The sequence below is a fragment of the Fischerella muscicola PCC 7414 genome (assembly GCF_000317205.1).
Classification (GTDB): domain Bacteria; phylum Cyanobacteriota; class Cyanobacteriia; order Cyanobacteriales; family Nostocaceae; genus Fischerella; species Fischerella muscicola.
This window is the reverse complement of record NZ_AJLK01000013.1, coordinates 45,442-65,841: the sequence shown is the minus strand read 5'-3', so window position 1 is coordinate 65,841 and position 20,400 is coordinate 45,442. Positions and strand designations below refer to the sequence as shown.

Sequence of the window (20,400 nt, the reverse complement as noted above, 5' to 3'; positions counted from 1 at the left end):
CAATGATCACCAATTACCAATTACCAATTACCGACCCCAACGGATAATATAAGTGTTCAAGCGGACATGATATAACTCATATTTTCCAATCACGGCGGAAGTGGAAGAAACTTTCCAAACAATCTTGCAATTTTGTATTATTTTGTAACCTTTGCTGCTGCCACTGTCTGGCAGTTTGTTCTAAAATTTCTGAAAAACTGGGAAAAATAGTAGCTAAATTAGCTATGTGATTGATTTTAATTTTTTGAGCGATCGCTAAAGCAATAATATTAATTAATTCATTTGCTGCTGTTCCCAATACCCCAGCTCCTAAAATCTCTCCATTACGTCGAACAATTAATTTACAAATACCTGTGGTTTCTTCCTGAATTTGAGCTACTGCTAGGAGTTTAAAATACTGCCGTAACACTATAATTTCATTCTTACCATACTGGCGTTTTGCTTGTACCTCTGTCCAACCAACTTGAGCCAGCATGGGGTGAGAACAAACTCCCCAAGGAATGCAATGATAATTTACTTTATTCCAAGGAAAAAATAGAGCATTTTTCAAGGCAATTTTTGCTTCATAATTAGCAATGTGAGGAAATTCATAACCACCAATGACATCCCCACAAGCGTAAATCTGGTGGTTAGTTGTTTGTAGTTTTTCATTCACTACCAAGCGGCGGTGATGCCATTTCACACCCACAGCCGCTAAATTCAGGGATTCAATATTTGGCTGCTGGGCAGTAGCTACCAAAATTTCATCAGTTTCAATGGCTTTGTGTCCTGCTTGGAGCCATTTTTTATCTTCGATGAGCATAACCTGAGTTACTGTTGTGTTTGTCAGGACACGCACACCTTCTGCTTCTAATTGCGCTTGTAGAAGTTGAGCTATTTCAGGGTCAGCATGACGGATGATAGAGGGGTGGTGAACTATGAGTGTGACACTACAACCCAAACGCGCCAGAGTTTGTGCTACCTCAACGCTTTGGGGAGTACCACCAATAATTACCCAATTCTGGGGTGGTGTAGAACCGCCTAGAGATTGCCAAATTTCCGAAAGGGTAAGAAAACCAGTTCTTTGCAATCCTTCAATATCTGGAATTGCTGGAACTGAACCACTAGCCAATAAATAGGTGCGTGCGCTCAGTAAACGATTATTAACAACAAATACTAAATCAGGTGAGGCTTGAAATTGCCCTTTGCCAATCACCACATCGACACCTTGAGCTGCTAATACAGCAGGTGAATGGGATTGTTCTAAATTAGAACTCACACCACGAGCGTAGAGCAATGCTTCTGACCATACCACAGGTGTTTGAGATTTTCCTAAAGGTATAGGCGTAAAAAAGTCTGTTTGGGAAAGTGCCTCTATGTTTTCCGTTGAGCTATGAATTGTGCCGTTAGAGACATTTGTAGGATAAAAAATATCTGATGGTTTAGAAATACCAATTCCGAATTGAGCAGCATTACTTACCTGTTGGGCAAGCCTGCCGATTTCGCTAAAAACGTGGTGATGAATAAATCCATAATCTGTTTTGGCTTCTACTAAAGCAACTTTAGCTTTGAGTTGGGTTGCCATCAGGGCAGCAGAACGCCCTGCAAGACTGCCACCAATAATTACGACATCGTAGTCAAGAGTCATTAGTCAAGGGTCAATGGTCAAGGGTCAAGGGTCAATTGTCAATAGTCAGAAACTTTGAACATTGGACTGTTGACTATGGACTATTGACTAAAGCGATCGCATCTAATAAACGCTGGTTTTCTGAGGATAAGCGGACAGCAACACGGAAATAGCCATCGCCCAACTCAGGGAAACTCAAGCAGTCGCGAATTAAAATTCGGTGATGCTTGAGTAGTTGTTGCTGCAATTCAAGACTGGAGTACTGTGATTTCACAAGTAAAAAGTTAGCAGCACTTGGCAAGGGTTGCAAACCTGGAATTTGAGCTAAACCTTCAAACAACTGCTTTCGTGTCGGTTCTAGCCATATCCAGGTTTGCTTCTGAAAGTCTTGATCAGCGATTACAGCAACTGCTGCGGCTTGGGCAAGAATGTTGACAGGCCAGGGGTCGCGCCAAGACTGCCAACGCCGCAAACGATCAGGATGAGCGATCGCATAACCCAACCTTAGCCCAGGCAGACTATAGAACTTGGTGAGCGATCGCAAAATGACTAAATTGGGATATTTCTCTACTTCTCCAATTATGCTTTGTTGTTGATCTGGAGGTAGAAAATCCATAAACGCTTCATCCACCACTACCAAAGCGAATTTCTCTAGATAGGGCAGAATGGCTTGTTTTGAGAATAATTTTCCTGTTGGATTATGAGGGTTATTGAGAAGTAGTCCTTTGTCTTTTGTGATTTGTCCTCTGTCAAGAATAGATGACAAATCACTGATCACGAATGACTCTTGATCAATAACTGGGGAAAGAGGAAATTCCAGCACTTTAGCGTTGTATGCCGCTAGCGATCGGTAGTAGTCGCCAAAGGCTGGAGTTATGAAAGCTGTTGCGGCTAATTCTGCCAATTCCTTTCCTGCCAGGGTTAGTAATTCTGCCGAACCGTTACCCGGCAGAATCCACTCTGGCGGCAGTTGATGAAACTTACCCAGAGCCAGTCTTAGTTCACAATAATCTGGATCTGGATAGTGGCGAAGATTAACCAGTTGTGACTCAATAGCAACTAACGCACTGCTTGGGGGTCCCAACGGGCTGATACTCGCAGAAAAATCAACAATAGCACTGGGGGAACAGCCAGCCAGCGCTGCTGCCCAAGCTAAATTTCCCCCATGTGCCATTTGCCGCATCAAAAAAGATTTCCCTAAAACATCACTAACTAAGATTTTGGGGGTGCAACTTTCTCTCTAAACAGCTTTCCAGCAGAGAAGGCAGGAACCTTTGTTGCCGGAATTTCCATCTTTTCGTTGGTTTTGGGGTTACGCCCTTCGCGGGCTTTGCGTTCCCGCGATTCAAAAGAACCAAATCCCACTAGGGTCACTTTATCACCAGAGGAAACAGCTTCAATGATAGTTTCCAAAGCCGCAGTTAAGACAGCATCAGCTTGTTTTTTGGTTACGCTAGCCTTCTCAGCTACTGCATCAACTAATTCACCTTTGTTCATGTCAAACTCCTTGAGGTTTACTTGAGATAGTGTACAGATGCATTTGACGCATCTTTACTTAAATCTCTGTTTTGAGATTTACAAAAGCCGTCCTTATGAGTATTTTTGCTTAAAATTCTTGTAACTCTCATAGGCTCGACTTTTCAATGAATCATTCTAAAGTGTTCAAGCCAGAAGTGGATAGATGAAAGCATTAATTTATATGGATTTCAGGATTTTTTATTGTAAAAGAGTAATTGTTTCACTAAAAACACCCCTAAAATTAGGAAAAAATACTTAGTAAAAGCCCCTTTTGCGAAGGTAACAGGGGGTGGGGAGGTTGGGGGAGTGGGGGGAGTATGAGGAGTGTCTAGACGCGCTTTGCGCGGCTTAAGGTAAGGGTGGAGTAAGGGGAGAAGGGGAAGACAAGTTTTTAATCTACGCTTATCATCCCTTTACTTTGTTTTCTAATTTTTTATTAACCAGGATTTGGAATTATTAATTATCTTTTTGAACCTAATAAGAACTTTTTTATAAGTTATGTAAACTTCTCGACCTCTATTAAAACAATACGGGAGGGCGAGAACCCCTATCTTTTTCTTTTAAGAAGGGGATAAAGCCCGACTCGCAGGACTTTAGAAGGCGCGTTTCTCTACTTTCCGCGTTCAACGATTACCAATAAATCACCTATTTCACAATCGAGCGCTAGACAAATTTTCTCTAAGGTATCAAGGGGGATAGATTTTGCTTTGCCATATTCAATTTTTTGAATATTCGCAAGCGACATCTCTAGCTGTCGTGCTAACGCATTTTGAGACAAGCCTTTGTCTTCTCTTAGCTGTTTGAGTCTGATCTCCACAGGCATAACCTTAACTACCTACTATTAGTATGGCTGACTCTTAGTAGCCTATCTATAAATATAAAATATGAGAAGATAGCTAATAGTTAGTATTTTTTTTGTTTATCTATCTATTGATTAACTATCTATTAGCATGTAATAATAAACATAGAGAAAGCGGTCCCAAACAACCAAAGTAGAAACCGCTTCCCTGTCATGGGGACCCCGAGTTCCCCATCTCCCCATCTCCCCATCTCCCCATCTCCCCACCTATCTACTACTTTGGAACCTGCAACCCTCGACGCTCAAGTATTTGCCGCACCTCTGGACTAGGAGTATAGCTGTAGCCATAAGATGATTTCTCAGAATCATCCATAATTTGAGGTGTAAGTAATACAACTACCTCATTGCGTTGATTCTGTTTGTTTGTACTTCTAAATAGTGAACCAATCAAGGGAATATCACCTAAAATAGGAATCTTGGAGACAGTTGTCCTGTCTGTGTCTTGAATGATGCCACTGAGAATTAAGGTCTGCCCATCACGCAGGCGAATTAAACCGGAATTAAGCGACCTTTGAGAAACTAAGAATATTTGCTGGCTACCTGTACCTAAATTAAGGTTAGTAGCAGCTTGAGGTGCTTTGACAGTAGGAGCCACCGAGAGAGAGACAAATCCATTGTCATCAATGCGATCAACTTTGACAGCTAGGGTTAAACCCACATCTTCTTTCTCTGCTGTAACTGTTTGTGTAGAACTGCCGTCACCTCGTGTAATTTCGTTCTTAATATTTCCCACTACTTGTTGAGTCAAGTTGACATTAGCTGTTTGACCTTCTTGCACAATCAAAGTCGGGTCAGTCAAAATTTTGGCGTTACCACTTTGTACCTGAGATTGCAAACTGAGGAGAAAACGTTTGGGGAACTGGTACAAAGAAGGCAGAGCAGATGTTACTGTTCCTGTACTGCCAGGGGAAACACTGATGGTACCCTCTGCATCAACAGTAATCACATCATTTGTGCCACGGTCAACGTTGGTAATACCTGGTTGTAATGGGTTAGTTGAAGATGGTGGGATTGGTTGATAAGTTGTAGCATCTCTGTTGGGTAATACTGTTGCAGAACCAGGTTGGACAGTAACTCCACCAATTGTAATGGGATTTGAAGATTGGTTAACTATTGTTGTACCCGAACCTCCACCTGGAATAATTAACTCGTTATTTACATCCAAGAAGGGTGTTCCTGTAATTGGGTTGCTGATTACAGGCGTACTACTCACACTAGTTCTTACTTCTGCACTAGTAGCTGGTCTAGAACCGCCAAAATTTAAAGCTGCTGCACCGCCGTCATTGACGAAAAAGTTATTGCCAATACCAAAGGAAAAGCTGGTGTTAAAGTCTTTAGTATTTAAAAGGTTAACATCGATAATTTTGACATTCACTGCCACTTGCCGACGACGGATATCTAGTTGAGTAAGTTGAGCCATAGCCATCTCAACCAATCTTGGTGGCCCAATCAAAGTCAAAGAATTTGTGCGTTCATCTCCAAGTGCCTGCAAACCTCTAAGTAAAGGTTTAGAATCCTGAAAATCTATGCGTTGAGTTTCAACTCTTGTTTCTGTGGTGGTCTGAGTTTGGGTAATCGGAGCAACTCCATTACCCACAGGAACAGCACTGACATTAGTAACTTGGCGTTCGCGGTTAACGGCACTTTCTGCACCTAAGGAGACCAAAAAGTTGAGAGCAGTCCCCACTGTTACCTGATTCAGTCGCAAGTTCCGCATGACGACATCACGAGTGGAATTGGGAAGTCTAGGCCCCACAAAAACTGTACGACCACTACGGTTTGCTTCCAAACCACTCAAGCGCAAGACATAGTTGAACACATCCTGTACAGGTTCGTTTTCTATATCTAGAGATATTGTCTGTCCAGCAGTTTGTCCCCCTTGTCCTCCAGTTACTTCTGCTCCTGTATAAGCCAAATTCAAACCAGCAGCACGAGCCAACAATGATAATACTTCTCTGACTGGTGCATCTCGCAGCACAAGCCGGGGTACACGTTCTTGAGTTCCTAAGTCAACGCTGCTCGGAGAAGCATCAATATTAGAAATGGCAATATCTCCTACTGGTGGTGCAACAGCTCTAGGTAAGAAAGGCGGAGCTTGGGTTTGGACTTGTCCTGGGCCAGCTGTTTGCGCTGGTGTGCCGTCAATACTAACTTGCGGGTTCGGAACAACAGTCGGAACTGATGGACTGGGGTTAGGAGTCGGTGCTTGGGGAGGTGTTGGTGCTGATGCTGTAGTTCCTGCACTGGAAGTTAAGCCAAGAGTAATTTCGTTTGTTCCACGCGTCAAAGGCTGAGTATTAGGAGCGCTGTCAGTACCAATTGCCAATACTCTAATACTATTGGTATCTAGTTGAGTCACCTCAATAGAGGCAATTCCTGAAATGGGATTATCTTTGCGGAAACTATTACCTTTGGGTAAACGTAGTTGAGTGTTAATAATATCTGCAACTAAAGTTTTGCCCCTCTGCGTCGTAAAAATTTGTGGGCGAGAGCCAGAAGAAGTTTTTAAAACAACATTCACTCCGCCATTAACATTTTTTAGCTGCACATCTGTAATTTGAGTAACCTGTGCTTTAACTGGTTGAGCAGCTAAAAAAACTATCGTGGTAGCACCTAATATAAAATCTAAACCTTTACCGTGAAGCTGTCTCACAGTTCATTCCTCACATTTCACCAAATTTTTTGACTATTTTTGCGACCAATTTCTTGGTATTTATACGTAAGTGCGATCGCTGTTAATTGTGTTTATAGTTTGTATATTTCCCAAAAATTCTGCTGAAATATCACAGTGTCACTAAATTAAGTGGTTAGTGGTTAGTGGTTAGTGGTTAGTAGTTAGTGGTTATTAGTTAGTGGTTGGTTGTTAGTGGTTATTCCCCTACTTCTCACACCCCTCACACCCCTCACACTCCCCACCACCCCATCTCCCCATCTCCCCATCACTTCTTCGCTGCTGCTTGAAGGGCTGCGATATCTTCTGGAGTCAGTGGCATCAGCGCCTGTAATTGAAAAGATGTAGAAATAGGTGCTGGTCCTATCCGCAATAGCGTTTTGCCTGGTTCTGAAGCTGGTTGGGGAGCTAAGGTAGATTGATAGTCTTTTACTATCAATAAAGGCTGCAAACGCTCAATATTGCGGAGTATTGATTGCGTTTGTTCATAAGTTCCGATAATTTCCACATTCACACTTCTACGCTTCAGCTTGCCGTCTACCTGTTGTCCCAATGAGCCATCAATAATTGGTTCAGCTTTATCTGAAACTGGTACAAATTTCTTCAGTTCGGCTCTGGTAACATTGATGGAAACTGTGGCATTGTTAGACTCAACTAGACGATTCAAGTCCAGCAGTAAGGTATCTAAGGTTTTCTCATTCGCAAACAAACCTAAAACTTGGGTTTGTTGCTGTTTGGCGTCTGCGAGTTCCTGTTTGACTTTATCCATCTGTTTGATGGTGGCTTTCTTTTGGTCAACTTGTCCTTGCAGTTCACCTTGTTTTGCTTGGTTTTGTCCAAAGGTTTCCCAAGCTGGCATTACTAAGTTGAACAACATGTAAAGCGCACCAGCAAATCCCAACACCCCTACTAAGATGCCTATAACTTTGGGTGTAAAGCTAATACCAAAGACAACGGGGTAGGCTGATGCAGCCTCTAGTGATTCCCCATCTTCCACAAAATTAATATCTTGACTCAGCGTCATTTTTGAATGACTCCTGTTTTTTGCAAACTGCGAATACGTGCGACTAATCCCACTGTGCCTTTTTGTTCTAATTCTCGGATTAAATCCGAAGCTGGAATATCGCTGAGGTTGGTTTGAATAGTGTATCTGGCTACTTTCGGTGGTTTAATGACTACACCTGTTTGAGTACCAGGATTTTTTACTGGTGCATCTACTAGTTCTGTGGAAATAATTTTGACTTCACTAGCTTTAAAGAAACGAGATTGTTGCAAACTAAGCAAAAAATCGTTGACATCATTGAAAGAGCGAGCTATACCAGTAATTTCTACTCCCCCGGCGGGATTTGGTGGTGGCTGTCCCTCGGCTGCGGCAGCAGGTGCTATTTGCTTGACATTTTCTATTTGTACTGTAGCTGGAATGCGATCGCGCAAATCTTGTAACATTGCAGACCAAGGACGAATCTGATCAAATACAGCCACTAAAGATTGAGTTTCCCCCTTAACTTTATTGGTTTCTTCTTTAATCTTGTTAATACTACCGATTTGGGCATCTAAGCTTTTGCTCTCTTGTTCCAGTTGTGCAATTACTTGCTCCAACTCAGCATTTTTTGCTTGCAAAAGCCACCAACCAGTTGCTACAAAAGCTGGAAAAATAACACCAATTGCCACTCCAATAAACACAGGTGCTAAATTACCTGTATTCATCGGTACTTTTACCCTTTTTTCACCATTTTTCGGAAAGTTTGGCCGATCTTTGAGAAAATTAATATCTAAACTATACATTTTTCGTCATTTGTAATTGGTTAGTTGTTGGTTGTTGGTTGTTGGTTGTTGGTTGGTAGTTGTTGGTTGGTGGTTGTTGGTTGTTGGTTGTTGGTTGGTAGTTGTTGGTTGGTGGTTGTTGGTTGTTGGTTTTTGGTTGGTGGTCGGTAGTTAGTAGTTAGTAGTTAGTAGTTGGTGGTTAGTGGTTAATGGCTTACTACTCCTCACACTCCCCACACCCCCCAAACTCCCCATCACCCCATCACCCCATCACCCCATCACCCCATCACCCCATTGCCCCCCAACCCCACAAAGTGGGGACCCCTAGCCCCCCATCACCCCATCACCCCATCACTCCATCTCCCCACCTCCCCATCTCCTCACACCTCCCGCATCCCAAGCCCCAGCACAATCCCCAACCCAGGACGTTGCACATTCGGAAACTTTTCTTCGTCAACTTGCAAGGATAAAGATCCAATGGGGTCTACTTGAGAGGTTGGCAAACTCAATCTTTGTGTGAAGAACTCATCTAACTGGGCCAGTCCTCCACCTGGTCCTGACAAGAAAATCTGCGCTACCTCTAAGTTTTCACTTTGGTTGAGATAAAAATCGATGGAACGGCGTAGTTCATCTGTCAGTTCTCCTAACACTCGCATCATTGCTGCTATACCAGGATTAGCTTTGGTGACACCCGTTTTTGCGCCTTCCATAGTATTTAGAGGAATACTCATCCCCTGCAACAATTCCATATCTCGTGATGCAGGTAAACTCATTGCTCTGGCCAGTGCCATTTGCATTTGATAAGTTCCCAAGGGGACTGTCCGCGAAAATTGCGGTACTCCGTTAACGATGATGGCAATCTCTGTACTGTCGAATTCTATATCGACTAAAACTGCTGCTTCTTGTGGCCCGTATTGCCGCAACTGGTCACGAATTGTCCGAATCAGCGCAAAAGAATTGATTTCTAAGACATCAATTTGTAATCCTGCCTGCTCGAATGTATTTATGTAGGTATCAGTAATTTCCTTGCGAGTTGCAACCAGTAGCACTTGTACTTTTTCAATCCCATCTTCATCTATAAAGTACCCAAGTTTCTGATAATCTACATCAGCTTCTTCACGAGGATAGGGTAAATATAAGCTTGCTTCATGGTTTAACACCATCTCGCGTAGCTCTTTATCATCTAATTCTGATGGAACGGGTATCAGGCGTACAATTGAATCTCGTCCCGTGACAGCAGTGGCAACCCGAGAGGCTTTTACTTTACTCTCTGTGAGTGCCTGCTGAATGATTTGTGCCATTGCTGGAGGATCAGCAATTTGACCATCAACAAAAACACCTTCTGGAACCGGTACTGATGTTAAAGCGTCTAGTTTCAGACCTTGGCGTTGTTTGCGTAAACGAGCGACCTTCACGCATTGTGGCGCCAGTTCGATGCCAACTCCACCCCTAGATTTGCTAAACAAATTATTGATGCTTTTAACCACTGTTTTGTCCGCATGAATGCTAAATTGAAAAATTTAAAAGTTATTTGTCCTCTGTCATTTGTCATTTGTTGATTGTTAGTTATTAGCTACTTACCACTAACTATTAACCAATAACCATTGACCAATGACCATTGACCAATGACGAATCATCAACTTTTCACCCTGATTTAACTGAAAAACTATAAGCACAATGATTCAAGTTCAAAAATTCAAAAGATTAACTATTTGGGCGTTAGTTGGCTTACTGACAAGTTGGATTGTCAGTTGCAGTACAGGTAACGTTAACCCAAGCACAAAACAGGCATCTTTAGGAGCGGCAAAAATTGAGTTTTGGACTATGCAACTCAAACCTCAATTTACCGACTACTTCCAAAGCCTGATTGCAACTTTTGAGTCACAAAATTCAGGTATAAAAGTTAACTGGGTGGATATACCTTGGGCGGAAATGGAAAACAAAATTTTAACAGCTGTCTCCGCAAAAACGCCACCTGATGTTGTGAACCTAAATCCGGATTTTGCATCTCAGTTAGCAAGTAGAAATGCTTGGTTAGACTTGGATACAAAAGTCCCAAATAACGTACGCGCCTCATATCTACCAAATATATGGAAAGCTAGCACGCTGAATGGTAAGAGTTTTGGAATACCCTGGTATCTCACCACACGGCTAACTATTTATAACACTGATTTATTAAAACAGGCAGGTATCAATCAGCCACCTGCTACTTATACTGAATTGGCACAGGTAGCTCAACAAATTAAAGATAAAACTGGTAAGTATGCCTTTTTTGTCACTTTTGTTCCGCAAGATTCTGGTGAAGTTTTAGAATCTTTTGTACAAATGGGAGTCACCCTAGTAGATTCCGAAGGAAAAGCTGCTTTTAACTCTACGCAAGGTAAAGCAGCATTTCAGTATTGGATAGATCTTTACAAAAAAGGTCTCCTGCCAAAAGAAGTATTGACACAAGGGCATCGTCATGCTATAGAGTTATATCAATCTGGAGAAACGGCGTTACTAGCTTCAGGTCCGGAATTTCTCAAACAGATAGCTAATAATGCACCTGTGATCGCTAAAGCTTCTGCGATCGCACCTCAGATTACTGGTGACACGGGTAAGAAAAATGTCGCTGTGATGAACGTAGTTATTCCTCGTGACACAAAGCAACCAGATGCTGCTGTCAAATTTGCGCTGTTTCTAACCAATGATGAAAATCAGCTAGCTTTTGCGAAACAAGCAAATGTCCTACCATCCACAGTCAAGGCTTTATCTGATAGCTATTTCAAGAATGTATCAGCAAATGCCTCAACAATAGATAAAGCTAGGGCAATTAGCGCTAGTCAAATGCAACAAGCAGAAGTTCTAACCCCTACTTTGAAAAATTTCAATATTCTGCAAAAGGCAATTTATGAGAACTTGCAAGCAGCAATGTTAGATGAGAAGACTGTGGATAAAGCTGTAGAAGATGCAGCACAGGAGTGGAATAGCCGTATTTAATAGTCAATGGTCATCCGATTTTGGATTTTGGATTTTGAATTACTCCCACAGAGCAATCTACTTTCTTGTACCATCAAGGAATTATAGGTCATAGATATGTAAAAGTCATTTTGTTTAGAAGCATTCAAATCCTGATTTTGCGAATTTTACCGCCTTGGAATAAATTCCAAGGCCAATAGCTAAAGTCATTTTTAACTGACTGAAATCAAGACAAATTTAGCTTGAACCCGCTTTAGCAGGTTTTAGCTATCAGCCGAAACTTTAGTTCACGGCGATTTTATTTTTAACTATTGGCTCTTAATTCTTTTAAAAAATGCCCAATTAAATATAATGAACCACATAAAACAACCAAATCATCCGTCGAGGAAAAAGCGGCTTCTAGTGCGGATGTGACATCTGGAAAAGTATTACAAATACTCAATTCTGGACAAATATCCCTGGCTAGCTTTGCTAATTCCTCAGGATTAGCTGAACTATGATTGGGTACTGGTACTAAATACAATTGGTCATTTGGTCGGAGTAAGGCTTGAAAAATTTCCTGATGATCCTTAGTTGAAAGCATTCCCATTACCCAAGTTACGCCGATTTTGGATGGGGTATCAAAGAATGGGGAAATATCAGCTTCTCTAGGATTTAATAAAATATCTACATAATTTCGCAAAACTTGAGCAGCTGCCGGGTTATGAGCGCCATCAAGCAATAGTTTATAATTTTTCCAGTTAATCCATTGCATTCGTCCTGGCCACTGGGTTTTAGCCATACCATTAATAATGGCTTGCTCAGAAATCTGCCAACCCTTTTGTTGCAAAATTTCCAAAGCACATAAAGCTATAGCTGAATTTGTCAACTGAATTTGTCCCTGTAGCGGTAAAGGGTATTTGATAGGGTGATCTTTCTCCCCACTTACCAATCTTTCATATTCTGCCCATCCCCCAGCAATTTGACGGGCTGGTTGTGGTGTGTAGATGGGGCATTGTAATTCCAAAACGCGCGATCGCACAACTTGTTCTGCATCTGGTGGTAAGGGGCCAATCACAGCGGGACATCCTGGTTTGAGAATACCCGCTTTTTCTCTAGCGATATCGGCAACGGTAGGGCCGAGTCGCTGCCAATGTTCGCGACTAATGGATGTAATGACGGTAATTAGAGGTTGTTCACAGACATTAGTAGCATCTAAGCGTCCTCCCAATCCAACTTCTACTACTGCTACATCCACTTTTTCCTGAGCAAAATATAACCAAGCTGCTGCGGTAATCACCTCAAACTGAGTCGGTGAGTCATCATTTGGGGAAATAGCAGCTTTAACTTCTTGCAATAATTTGCAAAATTTCTTAGAAGAAATTGGCTGTTGATTAATACAAATACGTTCTGTCCAATCAACTAAATGGGGAGAGATGTAGCGTCCCGTGCGATATCCCGCCTCCGTAAGAACCGAAGAAATATAGGCACAAACAGAACCTTTACCGTTAGTACCAGCAACATGAATTACCGGAACTTGATGATGGGGATTACCAAGATTTGCCAACAATTTTTGGCTGGCTTCAAGTCCCAAATGGATGCCAAACTTTTGTAAGGGTTGTAATAAGGAGTTGATATCCACAAGTTCTTAAAGGTTGATGGTTGATGGTTGGTAGTTGGTAGTTGATTGTAAACAAACAACTAACAACAAACAACAAACAACTAAATAATAAAACCGACTGCTCCAATGAGAAACAGTCGGTATCAGACTGATGATGTTGAGTATATTTTAGGCTTCTTTATTCAAAAAGCTTTGTACTTGTCTTAAAGCAGCAGCGCCAATATTAAACAATGCCCAACCCGCTGCGATCGCAACTGGCGCCAACACGATAACTACACGCATATCTAAGTCCATATCTAATACCCCTCTCTTAAGTACAACTTAAAGTATTGTCAACACTTCTCATTTTTTTATTTTTAGCTGAAGTGGACAATTTTTCCCAACAATTATGTAAAGATTCTTTACAAATTTAGTCAATTGTCAATTGTTGATTGTTGTTGGTTAGTGGTTAGTGGTTAGTGGTTAGTGGTTAGTGGTTGGTGGTTGGTGGTTGGTGGTTAGTAGTTGGTGGTTAGTAGTTAGTGGTTGGTGGTTGGTGGTTGGTGGTTAGTGGTTGGTGGTTAATTGTTTACTACTCCCCATCACCCCATCACCCCACCTCCCCATCCTTCCTCAATGTGCGCTAAAACCAATATCAGTCCCTTTCCCAGCATGGACTAAAGCTAACTTTTTGTAACGTTCAGCGTGTTCAATCAATTCTGCTGCCTGAGTATCTGTGACTTGACGCAATACCTTTGCAGGAGTCCCCACTACAAGGGATTTAGGCGGTACATCTTTGGTGACGACTGCGCCAGCCCCTACAATGCTGCCAGCCCCGACTCTGACTCCATCTAAAATAATTGCCCCAATTCCAATCAAACTTCCACGTTCAATGTAGGCTGAATGTACCACAGCACGATGCCCTACGGTAACATGGTCTTCTAAGATTGTGGGCTTACCCGGATCTCCGTGTAGAATTGCTCCATCTTGGATGTTGGTGCATTCGCCAATTTCAATCCGTTCTACATCTCCCCTAATGACTGCTCCATACCAAATGCTCACCCCTGCCGCTATATTCACTGAACCGATAACAACAGCGTTAGGTGCAATGAAGGCGGCTTGAGAAATATTAGGAGAAGACCAGTAGAAAGTGTTAGACACGATAGAATATGAATATGAATATGGTACTCAGGAACACTGGAAAATTTCCAACTTTGAAGGCTGGTTGCAAAACCAGAATATCATGGCTTCGAGCCTGTTCGCTGAGGCAGCAGTCAGTAAATACGCTTATGATGTGGCGCAGAAGTGTAACAAAAACCAACGTCACTGGTGAAGACAAAACCATTCTTCTTTTATGCACTTCATGATGAATCCAGGCTTGCAGTACCCAATATTTGGCCCTGAAATACAGTGTCCCCACTGCCGACAGACAATACCGGCACTGACACTGACAGATACCTATCTGTGTCCCCGTCATGGCGCGTTTGAAGCCAACCCCAAAACTGGAGAGTTGATTCATTTACAGTCTGGACGACATTGGCGCAGATGGAATGGAGAATGGTATCGGCAACATACCCATCCCGATGGCATTCGCTTTGAAATTCACGAAGCCCTAGACAAGTTATATACACAAGGTTATCGAGCAACACGGGTAATTATCGCTCGCCGCTATCTAGAGTTGATGAGTGGGTATTTAGAACGCAGCACTCCTTGGCGGGGAGGACAGTCGGAAGGGACTGCGGCACGATTATATGGTTTGCCAGTAGAGTTTAGCCCAGATTCCACAGAAGAACCCTGTTGGGAAGTAATTAATTTTGATTTGGAAAAAGAACCTGGCGTACCTGTGCGCTATCCTTATTTTCGATTGTTTGAATAATAGTTATTAGTTCGTTGTTGATAGTTAGTAGTTAGTAGTTAGTAGTTAGTAGTTAGTGGTTAGTGGTTAGTGGTTAGTGGTTAGTAGTTAGTGGTTAGTGGTTAGTGGTTAGTGGTTAGTGGTTAGTGGTTAGTGGTTAGTGGTTAGTGGTTAGTAGTTAGTGGTTAGTGGTTAGTGGTTAGTGGTTAGTGGTTGGTTGTTGGTTATGGGGTATTCCCAATGACTAATGACCAATGCCCAATGCCCAATGCCCAATGCCCAATTACCAATTACCAATTACCAAATTATGCACCACGCTTCCATTCGTACCGCTAATATCCATAAAGCGATCGCCTTCTATGAACAACTAGGGTTTACAGTTTGCGAACGCTTCACCACTGGTTATACTCTTGCTTGTTGGATGGAAGGACTAGGCGGCAGAATAGAGCTGATTCAAATACCAGAACCAAAACCAGCACCAGATGCATTTGCCGACGAACATTATGTAGGCTACTATCACTTATCTTTTGATCTGAGTGAAGTTACTCCCGATTTACCTAGCTACTTGACAAAATTAACAGAAACTTTTGCTCTTGCTGCACAAGAACAACCAGAATATCTACAACCACTCCAGGTTTTGTTAGAACCAACTCAACAGCAAATAGGCGATCGCGTTTATGAAGTCGCTTTTATTGCTGATGCTGACGGCTTACCCCTGGAATTAATTCGAGTTTTAGCAACACTTGGGGATAAGGGATAGGGGATCTGGGAAAGGTAAAGAATTAAACTTGTCCCCCTTGTCCCCTTCCCCAAACAAAACTTCATCCCTGAGCTAGTTGTCATTTTATTACTTTCTCAGTAGAATATTCTTTCTCTGTAGTGTTGCTGAGGTAACAAAATCCCTAGCAGTAATACACTATAGTCATAGAAAAATTCTGTAATTTAATTTACAGATACATCAAGCAAATACATGTCTGTGTTTAACAAGTTGCATAGATATCGTCTTTCTATTTTTGTGTTGACTCTCTGGTTAATTGCGGTTTTGCTACTGAGTGATGGATCAGCTACTAGTCACACAACCACAAATTATACCTTAGTAAAAACTCTTAAAGAAAATGCTTTAAAAAAAACACAAAAAAATTACGTGACAGAGAACGTTTCTCAGACAGTACTGGAAAATGGTCTGATGGTGTTGACAAAGGAAGTCCATTCAGCACCAGTGGTATCGGTACAGATGTGGTATAAGGTTGGCTCACGCAACGAACAACCAGGTGTAAATGGTATTGCCCATCAATTAGAACATATGATGTTCAAAGGCACAAAAAACCGTCCAATTCAATTTGGACGTTTGTTTAGTGCTTTAGGTAGCGACTCCAATGCTTTCACTAGCTATGATCAGACTGCATATTATAGCACCGCAGAACGTGATAAGCTCAACGCTCTGTTGATATTAGAAGCAGACAGAATGCAAAATGCTCTGATTGATGCAGAAAAACTAGAAAGTGAAAAGCGGGTAGTGATTTCTGAGTTGCAAGGCTACGAAAATAGCCCAGAGTATCGCCTAAATCGTGCGGTGCTACAAACAGTATTTCCTGAACATCCTTATGGCTTACCTGTAGGTGGCACTAAAGTTGATGTTGAGAAATTTCAAGTTAAACAGGTACAAGAATACTATCGGAAATTCTACAGTCCCGATAATGCTGTTTTGGTAATTGTTGGTGATTTTGACACAGCCAAAACCCTCAAAGTTGTGAAAGATATATTTGGGAAAATACAGAAAAGTCAAGTATCAAGTGTCAAAAGTCAAGTATCAAGCGTCAAGAGTCAAAAAATTTCCCACTTTCCCATAACCTTGCGCGAACCGGGAGCAAACGCATTGTTGCAAGCGATATATCCTTTACCAGATGTAAATCATCCTGATATACCAGCGTTAGATGTGATGGATTACATCTTGACAGAAGGACGGAACTCCCGGCTTGATCAGACATTGGTGGAATCTGGTATAGCAACCGATGTGACAGGTTCGATTGTGAGTTTGCATGAAGCTGGTTGGTATGAATTATCTGTGACTGCTGCACCTGGCGAAAATTTGAAAAAAATTGATACAGCGATGCAAAAAGCGATCGCATCTGTTGCTGTGCAGGGAGCAAAACCAGAAGAAGTGAATCGCGCCAAAGCACAGTTAGAAGCTGCTGTAATTTTGAATAACCGTGATATTACCAGTCAAGCGATGCAGCTGGGTAACGATCAAACTACGGCTGGTGATTATCGCTACACAGAGCGCTATCTAGCAGCCATCCGTCGGGTAACTGTTAGGGATGTGCAACGTGTCACAAATAAATATTTGCAACAGAAAGCACGTTTTGTTGGCAATTTTGAACCAACTCAAATCCAAGCATTAGAAAAGAGCGACACTAAATTACACTCTACACTCATCACTGAAAATTTCTCTGCTGATACATCAGAAGTAGCTCCCGAGGTGGTGAAATATTTGCCACCCGTGGATATGAAAACAGTTCCCACTGGGCTATCCCTCACTCCACCAGAGCAATTCAAATTATCTAATGGCTTGGAAGTATTGTTGTTGCCAGACAAAAGTTCGCCAACAGTGACTTTGAGTGGCTATATAAAAGCTGGTAATGAATTTGACTCAGAAGCGAAAGCCGGACTCGCAGCTCTTGTGGCAGAGAACTTGATGAACGGGACTAAAACAAGGGATGTATTGGCGATCGCGAAAGCTTTGGATGAACGCGGTGCTAGTTTAGATTTTGAGTCTTATCGTGAAGGTGTAGAAATTCAGGGTAGCAGCTTGGCAGGAGACTTGCCTGTTGTTGTGCAAATTTTAGCAGATGTAGTCAAAAATCCGACTTTTCCCAGTAAAGAATTAGAACTGACTCGACAACAAGCTTTAACCAACTTGAAGGAGGAATTAGACGATCCTACAGAAGTTGCAAAAAGAACATTTGTGCAATCTGTGTATCCGAAAACCCACCCATTGCACAAATTTGCTACACAAAAGAGTTTGCAGCGCATTCGTAGAGAAGATTTAGTTGCTTTTAAAACACAACACTACCGTCCAGATGCAATGGTACTGGCACTGGTAGGAGATTTTGACCCTCAACAAGTGCGATCGCTCATCGAAGCTGAATTTGGTAACTGGAAAGTTAGCGGCGAAGCTCCAAAATTAGAATACCCTGTAGTATCAGTACCAGACAAAATTGTGCGTGTTAATCCGGTACTGCCAGGTAAAGCCCAAGCTGTTACTTATATGGGTAACACAGGGATTAATCGCCTAGATCCACGATATTATGCAGCATTGGTATTAAATCAGATACTAGGCGGCGATACTCTATCTAGTAGACTGGGGGCAGAAATACGCGATCGTCAAGGCTTGACCTACGGAATTTATAGCACCTTCCAAGTTGGGAAAAACGTCGGTATATTTTTGATTGAAATGCAAACAGCACCAGAAGACGCAACTCGTGCCATCAACAGCACTCGCCAACTACTAGAAGAAATTCATCAGCAAGGTGTCACCCCTGAAGAATTGGAAACAGCAAAGCGCACCTTAATCAGTAACTACAATGTTTCACTTGCCAATCCAGAGGAATTGGCATACAGAATTTTGATGAATAAGGTTTATGGGTTAGATAAAGAAGAATTGCGCTCTTTTGTTAGTAAAATTGCCTCAGTTACCCTTGAGCAAGTCAATCAAGCAGGTCGTGAGTTACTCCATCCCGATAAAATCGTTGTGGTGACTGCTGGGCCAACTATAGTAGCGGATAGTCATTAGTCATTGGTTATTGGTTATTGGTTAGTAGTTAGTGGTAAATAGCTAATAACTAACAATCAACAAATGACAAAGAACAAAGGACAAAGGACAAATGACAAAAATATTCCTAAAGATTTTACAACTTATATGCGTTGTACTGGTGCTACTAAGTTTCACTATCCTCACAGCTACTCCAACAGAAGCAGCTAGCTTATCTGGGGATTTACTGAAGCAGCCACCTACAGAAATTACAGTTAGCCTTGGTAACTCTGCCAACGAACTGAAATATGAGCCAAATCATCTAGAATTTTTGGCAGGTAAACGTTATAAGCTAAAGCTGATTAATCCTAGTAATCAAAAGCACTACTTTACTGCTAAAGATTTTGCTGATGGAATTTGGACACAAAAAGTCGAAGCTGGCAAAGTAGAGGTAAAAGGAGCCATTCATGAAGTGGAACTGAAGCCAGGGGCTGAGGCTGAGTGGGTATTTGTTCCGCTTAAGCCTGGTAAGTATGGCTTACGTTGTCCAATTGCAGGACATACTGAAGCTGGGATGACAGGAGATATTGTCATTCAGTGAACAGTTATCAGTTATCAGTTACCAGTTGCTAATATGCGGATGGTGAAAAAGGCGGAAGTCAAAAGGTAAAAATACGTTAACTTAAAATATAGATACTATTTCTCAACTAACCTTACCCTGCTCGTACAGTAGTTAGTAGTTGCTTCAAACAACAAATAATGAACAACTAACAACTAAAAATGAAAAAAGCAGCAAGGCGCAAATAACTACTAATTCCCCATGAACATTCTAAGTAACCTGCTTTCTCAACCAACTCAAAATAACCGTCCCAAAAGACAACGCAGAGGCATTGAAATTAAGTCGCCACGTGAAATTGAAATTATGCGGCAATCAGCTAAAATTGTGGCAACTGTGCTTAAAGAAATTTCTGAGTTGGTACAGCCAGGAATGACCACAGCTGACTTAGATGCTTATGCGGAAAAACGCATTCGGGAAATGGGTGCAACACCCAGCTTTAAAGGCTATCACGGCTTTCCTGGTTCTATCTGCTCCAGTATCAATAATGAAGTGGTGCATGGCATTCCTAGCAAGAAGAAAGTTATTCGATCTGGGGATGTTTTAAAAGTAGATACAGGAGCTTATTACGAAGGTTTTCATGGTGACTCTTGCATTACTATTGCTGTCGGTGAAGTCACTCCAGAAGCTGCGAGATTGATTCGCGTTGCTGAAGAAGCACTTTATAAAGGTATCGAACAGGTAAAAGCAGGAAATTACCTGATGGATATTGCAGGTGCAATTGAAGACCATGTGAAAGCTAACAAGTTAACCGTAGTAGAAGACTTTACTGGTCATGGTGTCGGCCGTAACCTCCACGAAGAACCTTCGGTATTCAATTTTCGGACTCATGACATGCCAAATGTGAAGCTACGGGAGGGAATGACACTGGCAATTGAACCAATTTTAAATGCTGGCTCTAAGTATACACGGATACTAGCAGATCGTTGGACAGCTGTAACTGTAGATAATGCTTTGTCGGCTCAATTTGAGCATACTGTGTTGGTGACAGAAACAGGCTACGAAATTTTAACTGATCGCTCTTTGGTATAATTTTTATTGCGATTTTGACATAAAAAATGCGATCGCTCTCCCATCTCATTAGTTAAATAAGAGCGATCGCATTTTTGCAGATTCTTCATGATTCTTAACTATTGGTAGCCCTTCACCAGAATTACCACCGACATTTTAATCTTGTTGGATGCGATCGCACAGCACTACTAATGTTGAAAGACCGTATTTGG

19 protein-coding genes are annotated in these 20,400 nt (G+C 41.9%); 8 read left to right on the top strand and 11 right to left on the bottom strand.

Annotated features, from left to right (window positions below; genetic code table 11):
• Positions 1-76 precede the first annotated feature (76 nt).
• The 7 genes from UYI_RS0102055 to UYI_RS0102025 all read right to left on the bottom strand — a co-directional run bounded on the left by UYI_RS0102055 (position 77) and on the right by UYI_RS0102025 (position 8,439).
• Positions 77-1,627 (bottom strand): dihydrolipoyl dehydrogenase family protein, encoded by a 1,551-nt coding sequence (locus tag UYI_RS0102055; protein WP_016865027.1) that lies wholly within the window; start codon positions 1,625-1,627, stop codon positions 77-79.
• A gap of 73 nt (positions 1,628-1,700) precedes the next feature.
• Positions 1,701-2,789, bottom strand: a complete 1,089-nt coding sequence (cobD, locus tag UYI_RS0102050; RefSeq protein WP_016865026.1) for a threonine-phosphate decarboxylase CobD — start codon at positions 2,787-2,789, stop codon at positions 1,701-1,703.
• A gap of 29 nt (positions 2,790-2,818) precedes the next feature.
• Complete coding sequence (locus UYI_RS0102045) at positions 2,819-3,103, bottom strand: HU family DNA-binding protein (protein WP_009457351.1); 285 nt, start codon at positions 3,101-3,103, stop codon at positions 2,819-2,821.
• A gap of 631 nt (positions 3,104-3,734) precedes the next feature.
• Positions 3,735-3,947, bottom strand: coding sequence for a helix-turn-helix domain-containing protein (locus UYI_RS0102040; RefSeq protein ID WP_016865025.1), 213 nt, complete (start codon positions 3,945-3,947; stop codon positions 3,735-3,737).
• A gap of 250 nt (positions 3,948-4,197) precedes the next feature.
• A complete protein-coding gene (locus UYI_RS0102035) occupies positions 4,198-6,636 on the bottom strand; it encodes a type IV pilus secretin family protein (protein ID WP_016865024.1) in 2,439 nt (812 codons plus the stop codon).
• A gap of 286 nt (positions 6,637-6,922) precedes the next feature.
• Positions 6,923-7,678, bottom strand: a complete 756-nt coding sequence (locus UYI_RS0102030) for a pilus assembly protein PilO (RefSeq protein WP_016865023.1) — start codon at positions 7,676-7,678, stop codon at positions 6,923-6,925.
• Positions 7,675-8,439, bottom strand: a complete 765-nt coding sequence (locus tag UYI_RS0102025) for a PilN domain-containing protein (RefSeq protein WP_016865022.1) — start codon at positions 8,437-8,439, stop codon at positions 7,675-7,677. Before UYI_RS0102025 ends, UYI_RS0102030 begins: the two co-directional genes overlap by 4 nt.
• Positions 8,440-8,455: 16 nt before the next feature.
• Between UYI_RS0102025 and UYI_RS37900 the strand changes: the two genes are divergently transcribed.
• The gene (locus UYI_RS37900) at positions 8,456-8,593 is read left to right on the top strand and encodes a hypothetical protein (protein WP_016865021.1); all 138 of its coding nucleotides are present in this window, start codon (positions 8,456-8,458) and stop codon (positions 8,591-8,593) included.
• 205 nt (positions 8,594-8,798) lie between these two features.
• On the opposite strand, the gene pilM is transcribed toward UYI_RS37900, so the two are convergent.
• On the bottom strand, positions 8,799-9,905 hold the full coding sequence (pilM, locus tag UYI_RS0102015; RefSeq protein WP_016865020.1) for a type IV pilus assembly protein PilM: 1,107 nt from the start codon (positions 9,903-9,905) through the stop codon (positions 8,799-8,801).
• A gap of 190 nt (positions 9,906-10,095) precedes the next feature.
• On the opposite strand from pilM, the gene UYI_RS0102010 reads away from it, so the two are divergent.
• Positions 10,096-11,397, top strand: a complete 1,302-nt coding sequence (locus UYI_RS0102010; protein ID WP_016865019.1) for an ABC transporter substrate-binding protein — start codon at positions 10,096-10,098, stop codon at positions 11,395-11,397.
• A 283-nt stretch (positions 11,398-11,680) separates the two neighbouring features.
• On the opposite strand, the gene UYI_RS0102005 is transcribed toward UYI_RS0102010, so the two are convergent.
• The 3 genes from UYI_RS0102005 to UYI_RS0101995 form a co-directional block, all read right to left on the bottom strand.
• A complete protein-coding gene (locus UYI_RS0102005) occupies positions 11,681-12,997 on the bottom strand; it encodes a bifunctional folylpolyglutamate synthase/dihydrofolate synthase (protein ID WP_016865018.1) in 1,317 nt (438 codons plus the stop codon).
• 147 nt (positions 12,998-13,144) lie between these two features.
• Complete coding sequence (locus tag UYI_RS0102000) at positions 13,145-13,270, bottom strand: photosystem II protein Y (protein WP_009457343.1); 126 nt, start codon at positions 13,268-13,270, stop codon at positions 13,145-13,147.
• A 318-nt stretch (positions 13,271-13,588) separates the two neighbouring features.
• Positions 13,589-14,116: a gamma carbonic anhydrase family protein gene (locus UYI_RS0101995; protein ID WP_016865017.1), complete on the bottom strand. Its 528-nt coding sequence runs from the start codon at positions 14,114-14,116 to the stop codon at positions 13,589-13,591.
• On the opposite strand from UYI_RS0101995, the gene UYI_RS36395 reads away from it, so the two are divergent.
• The 6 genes from UYI_RS36395 to map all read left to right on the top strand — a co-directional run bounded on the left by UYI_RS36395 (position 14,106) and on the right by map (position 20,209).
• Positions 14,106-14,288 (top strand): hypothetical protein, encoded by a 183-nt coding sequence (locus UYI_RS36395; protein WP_146007658.1) that lies wholly within the window; start codon positions 14,106-14,108, stop codon positions 14,286-14,288. The genes UYI_RS0101995 and UYI_RS36395 overlap by 11 nt on opposite strands.
• A 33-nt stretch (positions 14,289-14,321) precedes the next feature.
• On the top strand, positions 14,322-14,831 hold the full coding sequence (locus UYI_RS0101990) for a TIGR02652 family protein (protein ID WP_016865016.1): 510 nt from the start codon (positions 14,322-14,324) through the stop codon (positions 14,829-14,831).
• A 286-nt stretch (positions 14,832-15,117) separates the two neighbouring features.
• A complete protein-coding gene (locus UYI_RS0101985) occupies positions 15,118-15,570 on the top strand; it encodes a VOC family protein (RefSeq protein ID WP_026085692.1) in 453 nt (150 codons plus the stop codon).
• Positions 15,571-15,780: 210 nt separating this feature from the next.
• A complete protein-coding gene (locus UYI_RS0101980; RefSeq protein ID WP_016865014.1) occupies positions 15,781-18,603 on the top strand; it encodes a M16 family metallopeptidase in 2,823 nt (940 codons plus the stop codon).
• A gap of 91 nt (positions 18,604-18,694) precedes the next feature.
• On the top strand, positions 18,695-19,162 hold the full coding sequence (locus UYI_RS0101975) for a cupredoxin domain-containing protein (RefSeq protein ID WP_016865013.1): 468 nt from the start codon (positions 18,695-18,697) through the stop codon (positions 19,160-19,162).
• Between the two features lie 219 nt (positions 19,163-19,381).
• Positions 19,382-20,209: a type I methionyl aminopeptidase gene (gene map / locus UYI_RS0101970; protein WP_016865012.1), complete on the top strand. Its 828-nt coding sequence runs from the start codon at positions 19,382-19,384 to the stop codon at positions 20,207-20,209.
• Positions 20,210-20,400 lie beyond the last annotated feature (191 nt).

Bases quoted from the DNA above. Each gene is read 5' to 3' on its own strand.
- UYI_RS0102030 (WP_016865023.1), bottom strand. From the start codon at position 7,678: ATGACGCTGAGTCAAGATATTAATTTTGTGGAAGATGGGGAATCACTA.
- UYI_RS0102010 (WP_016865019.1), top strand. From the start codon at position 10,096: ATGATTCAAGTTCAAAAATTCAAAAGATTAACTATTTGGGCGTTAGTT.
- UYI_RS0102000 (WP_009457343.1), bottom strand. From the start codon at position 13,270: ATGGACTTAGATATGCGTGTAGTTATCGTGTTGGCGCCAGTTGCGATC.
- UYI_RS0102045 (WP_009457351.1), bottom strand. From the start codon at position 3,103: ATGAACAAAGGTGAATTAGTTGATGCAGTAGCTGAGAAGGCTAGCGTA.
- map (WP_016865012.1), top strand. From the start codon at position 19,382: ATGAACATTCTAAGTAACCTGCTTTCTCAACCAACTCAAAATAACCGT.
- cobD (WP_016865026.1), bottom strand. From the start codon at position 2,789: ATGCGGCAAATGGCACATGGGGGAAATTTAGCTTGGGCAGCAGCGCTG.
- UYI_RS0102055 (WP_016865027.1), bottom strand. From the start codon at position 1,627: ATGACTCTTGACTACGATGTCGTAATTATTGGTGGCAGTCTTGCAGGG.
- UYI_RS0102040 (WP_016865025.1), bottom strand. From the start codon at position 3,947: ATGCCTGTGGAGATCAGACTCAAACAGCTAAGAGAAGACAAAGGCTTG.
- UYI_RS0101975 (WP_016865013.1), top strand. From the start codon at position 18,695: ATGACAAAAATATTCCTAAAGATTTTACAACTTATATGCGTTGTACTG.
- UYI_RS0101980 (WP_016865014.1), top strand. From the start codon at position 15,781: ATGTCTGTGTTTAACAAGTTGCATAGATATCGTCTTTCTATTTTTGTG.
- UYI_RS0101990 (WP_016865016.1), top strand. From the start codon at position 14,322: ATGAATCCAGGCTTGCAGTACCCAATATTTGGCCCTGAAATACAGTGT.
- UYI_RS0102025 (WP_016865022.1), bottom strand. From the start codon at position 8,439: ATGTATAGTTTAGATATTAATTTTCTCAAAGATCGGCCAAACTTTCCG.
- UYI_RS0101985 (WP_026085692.1), top strand. From the start codon at position 15,118: ATGCACCACGCTTCCATTCGTACCGCTAATATCCATAAAGCGATCGCC.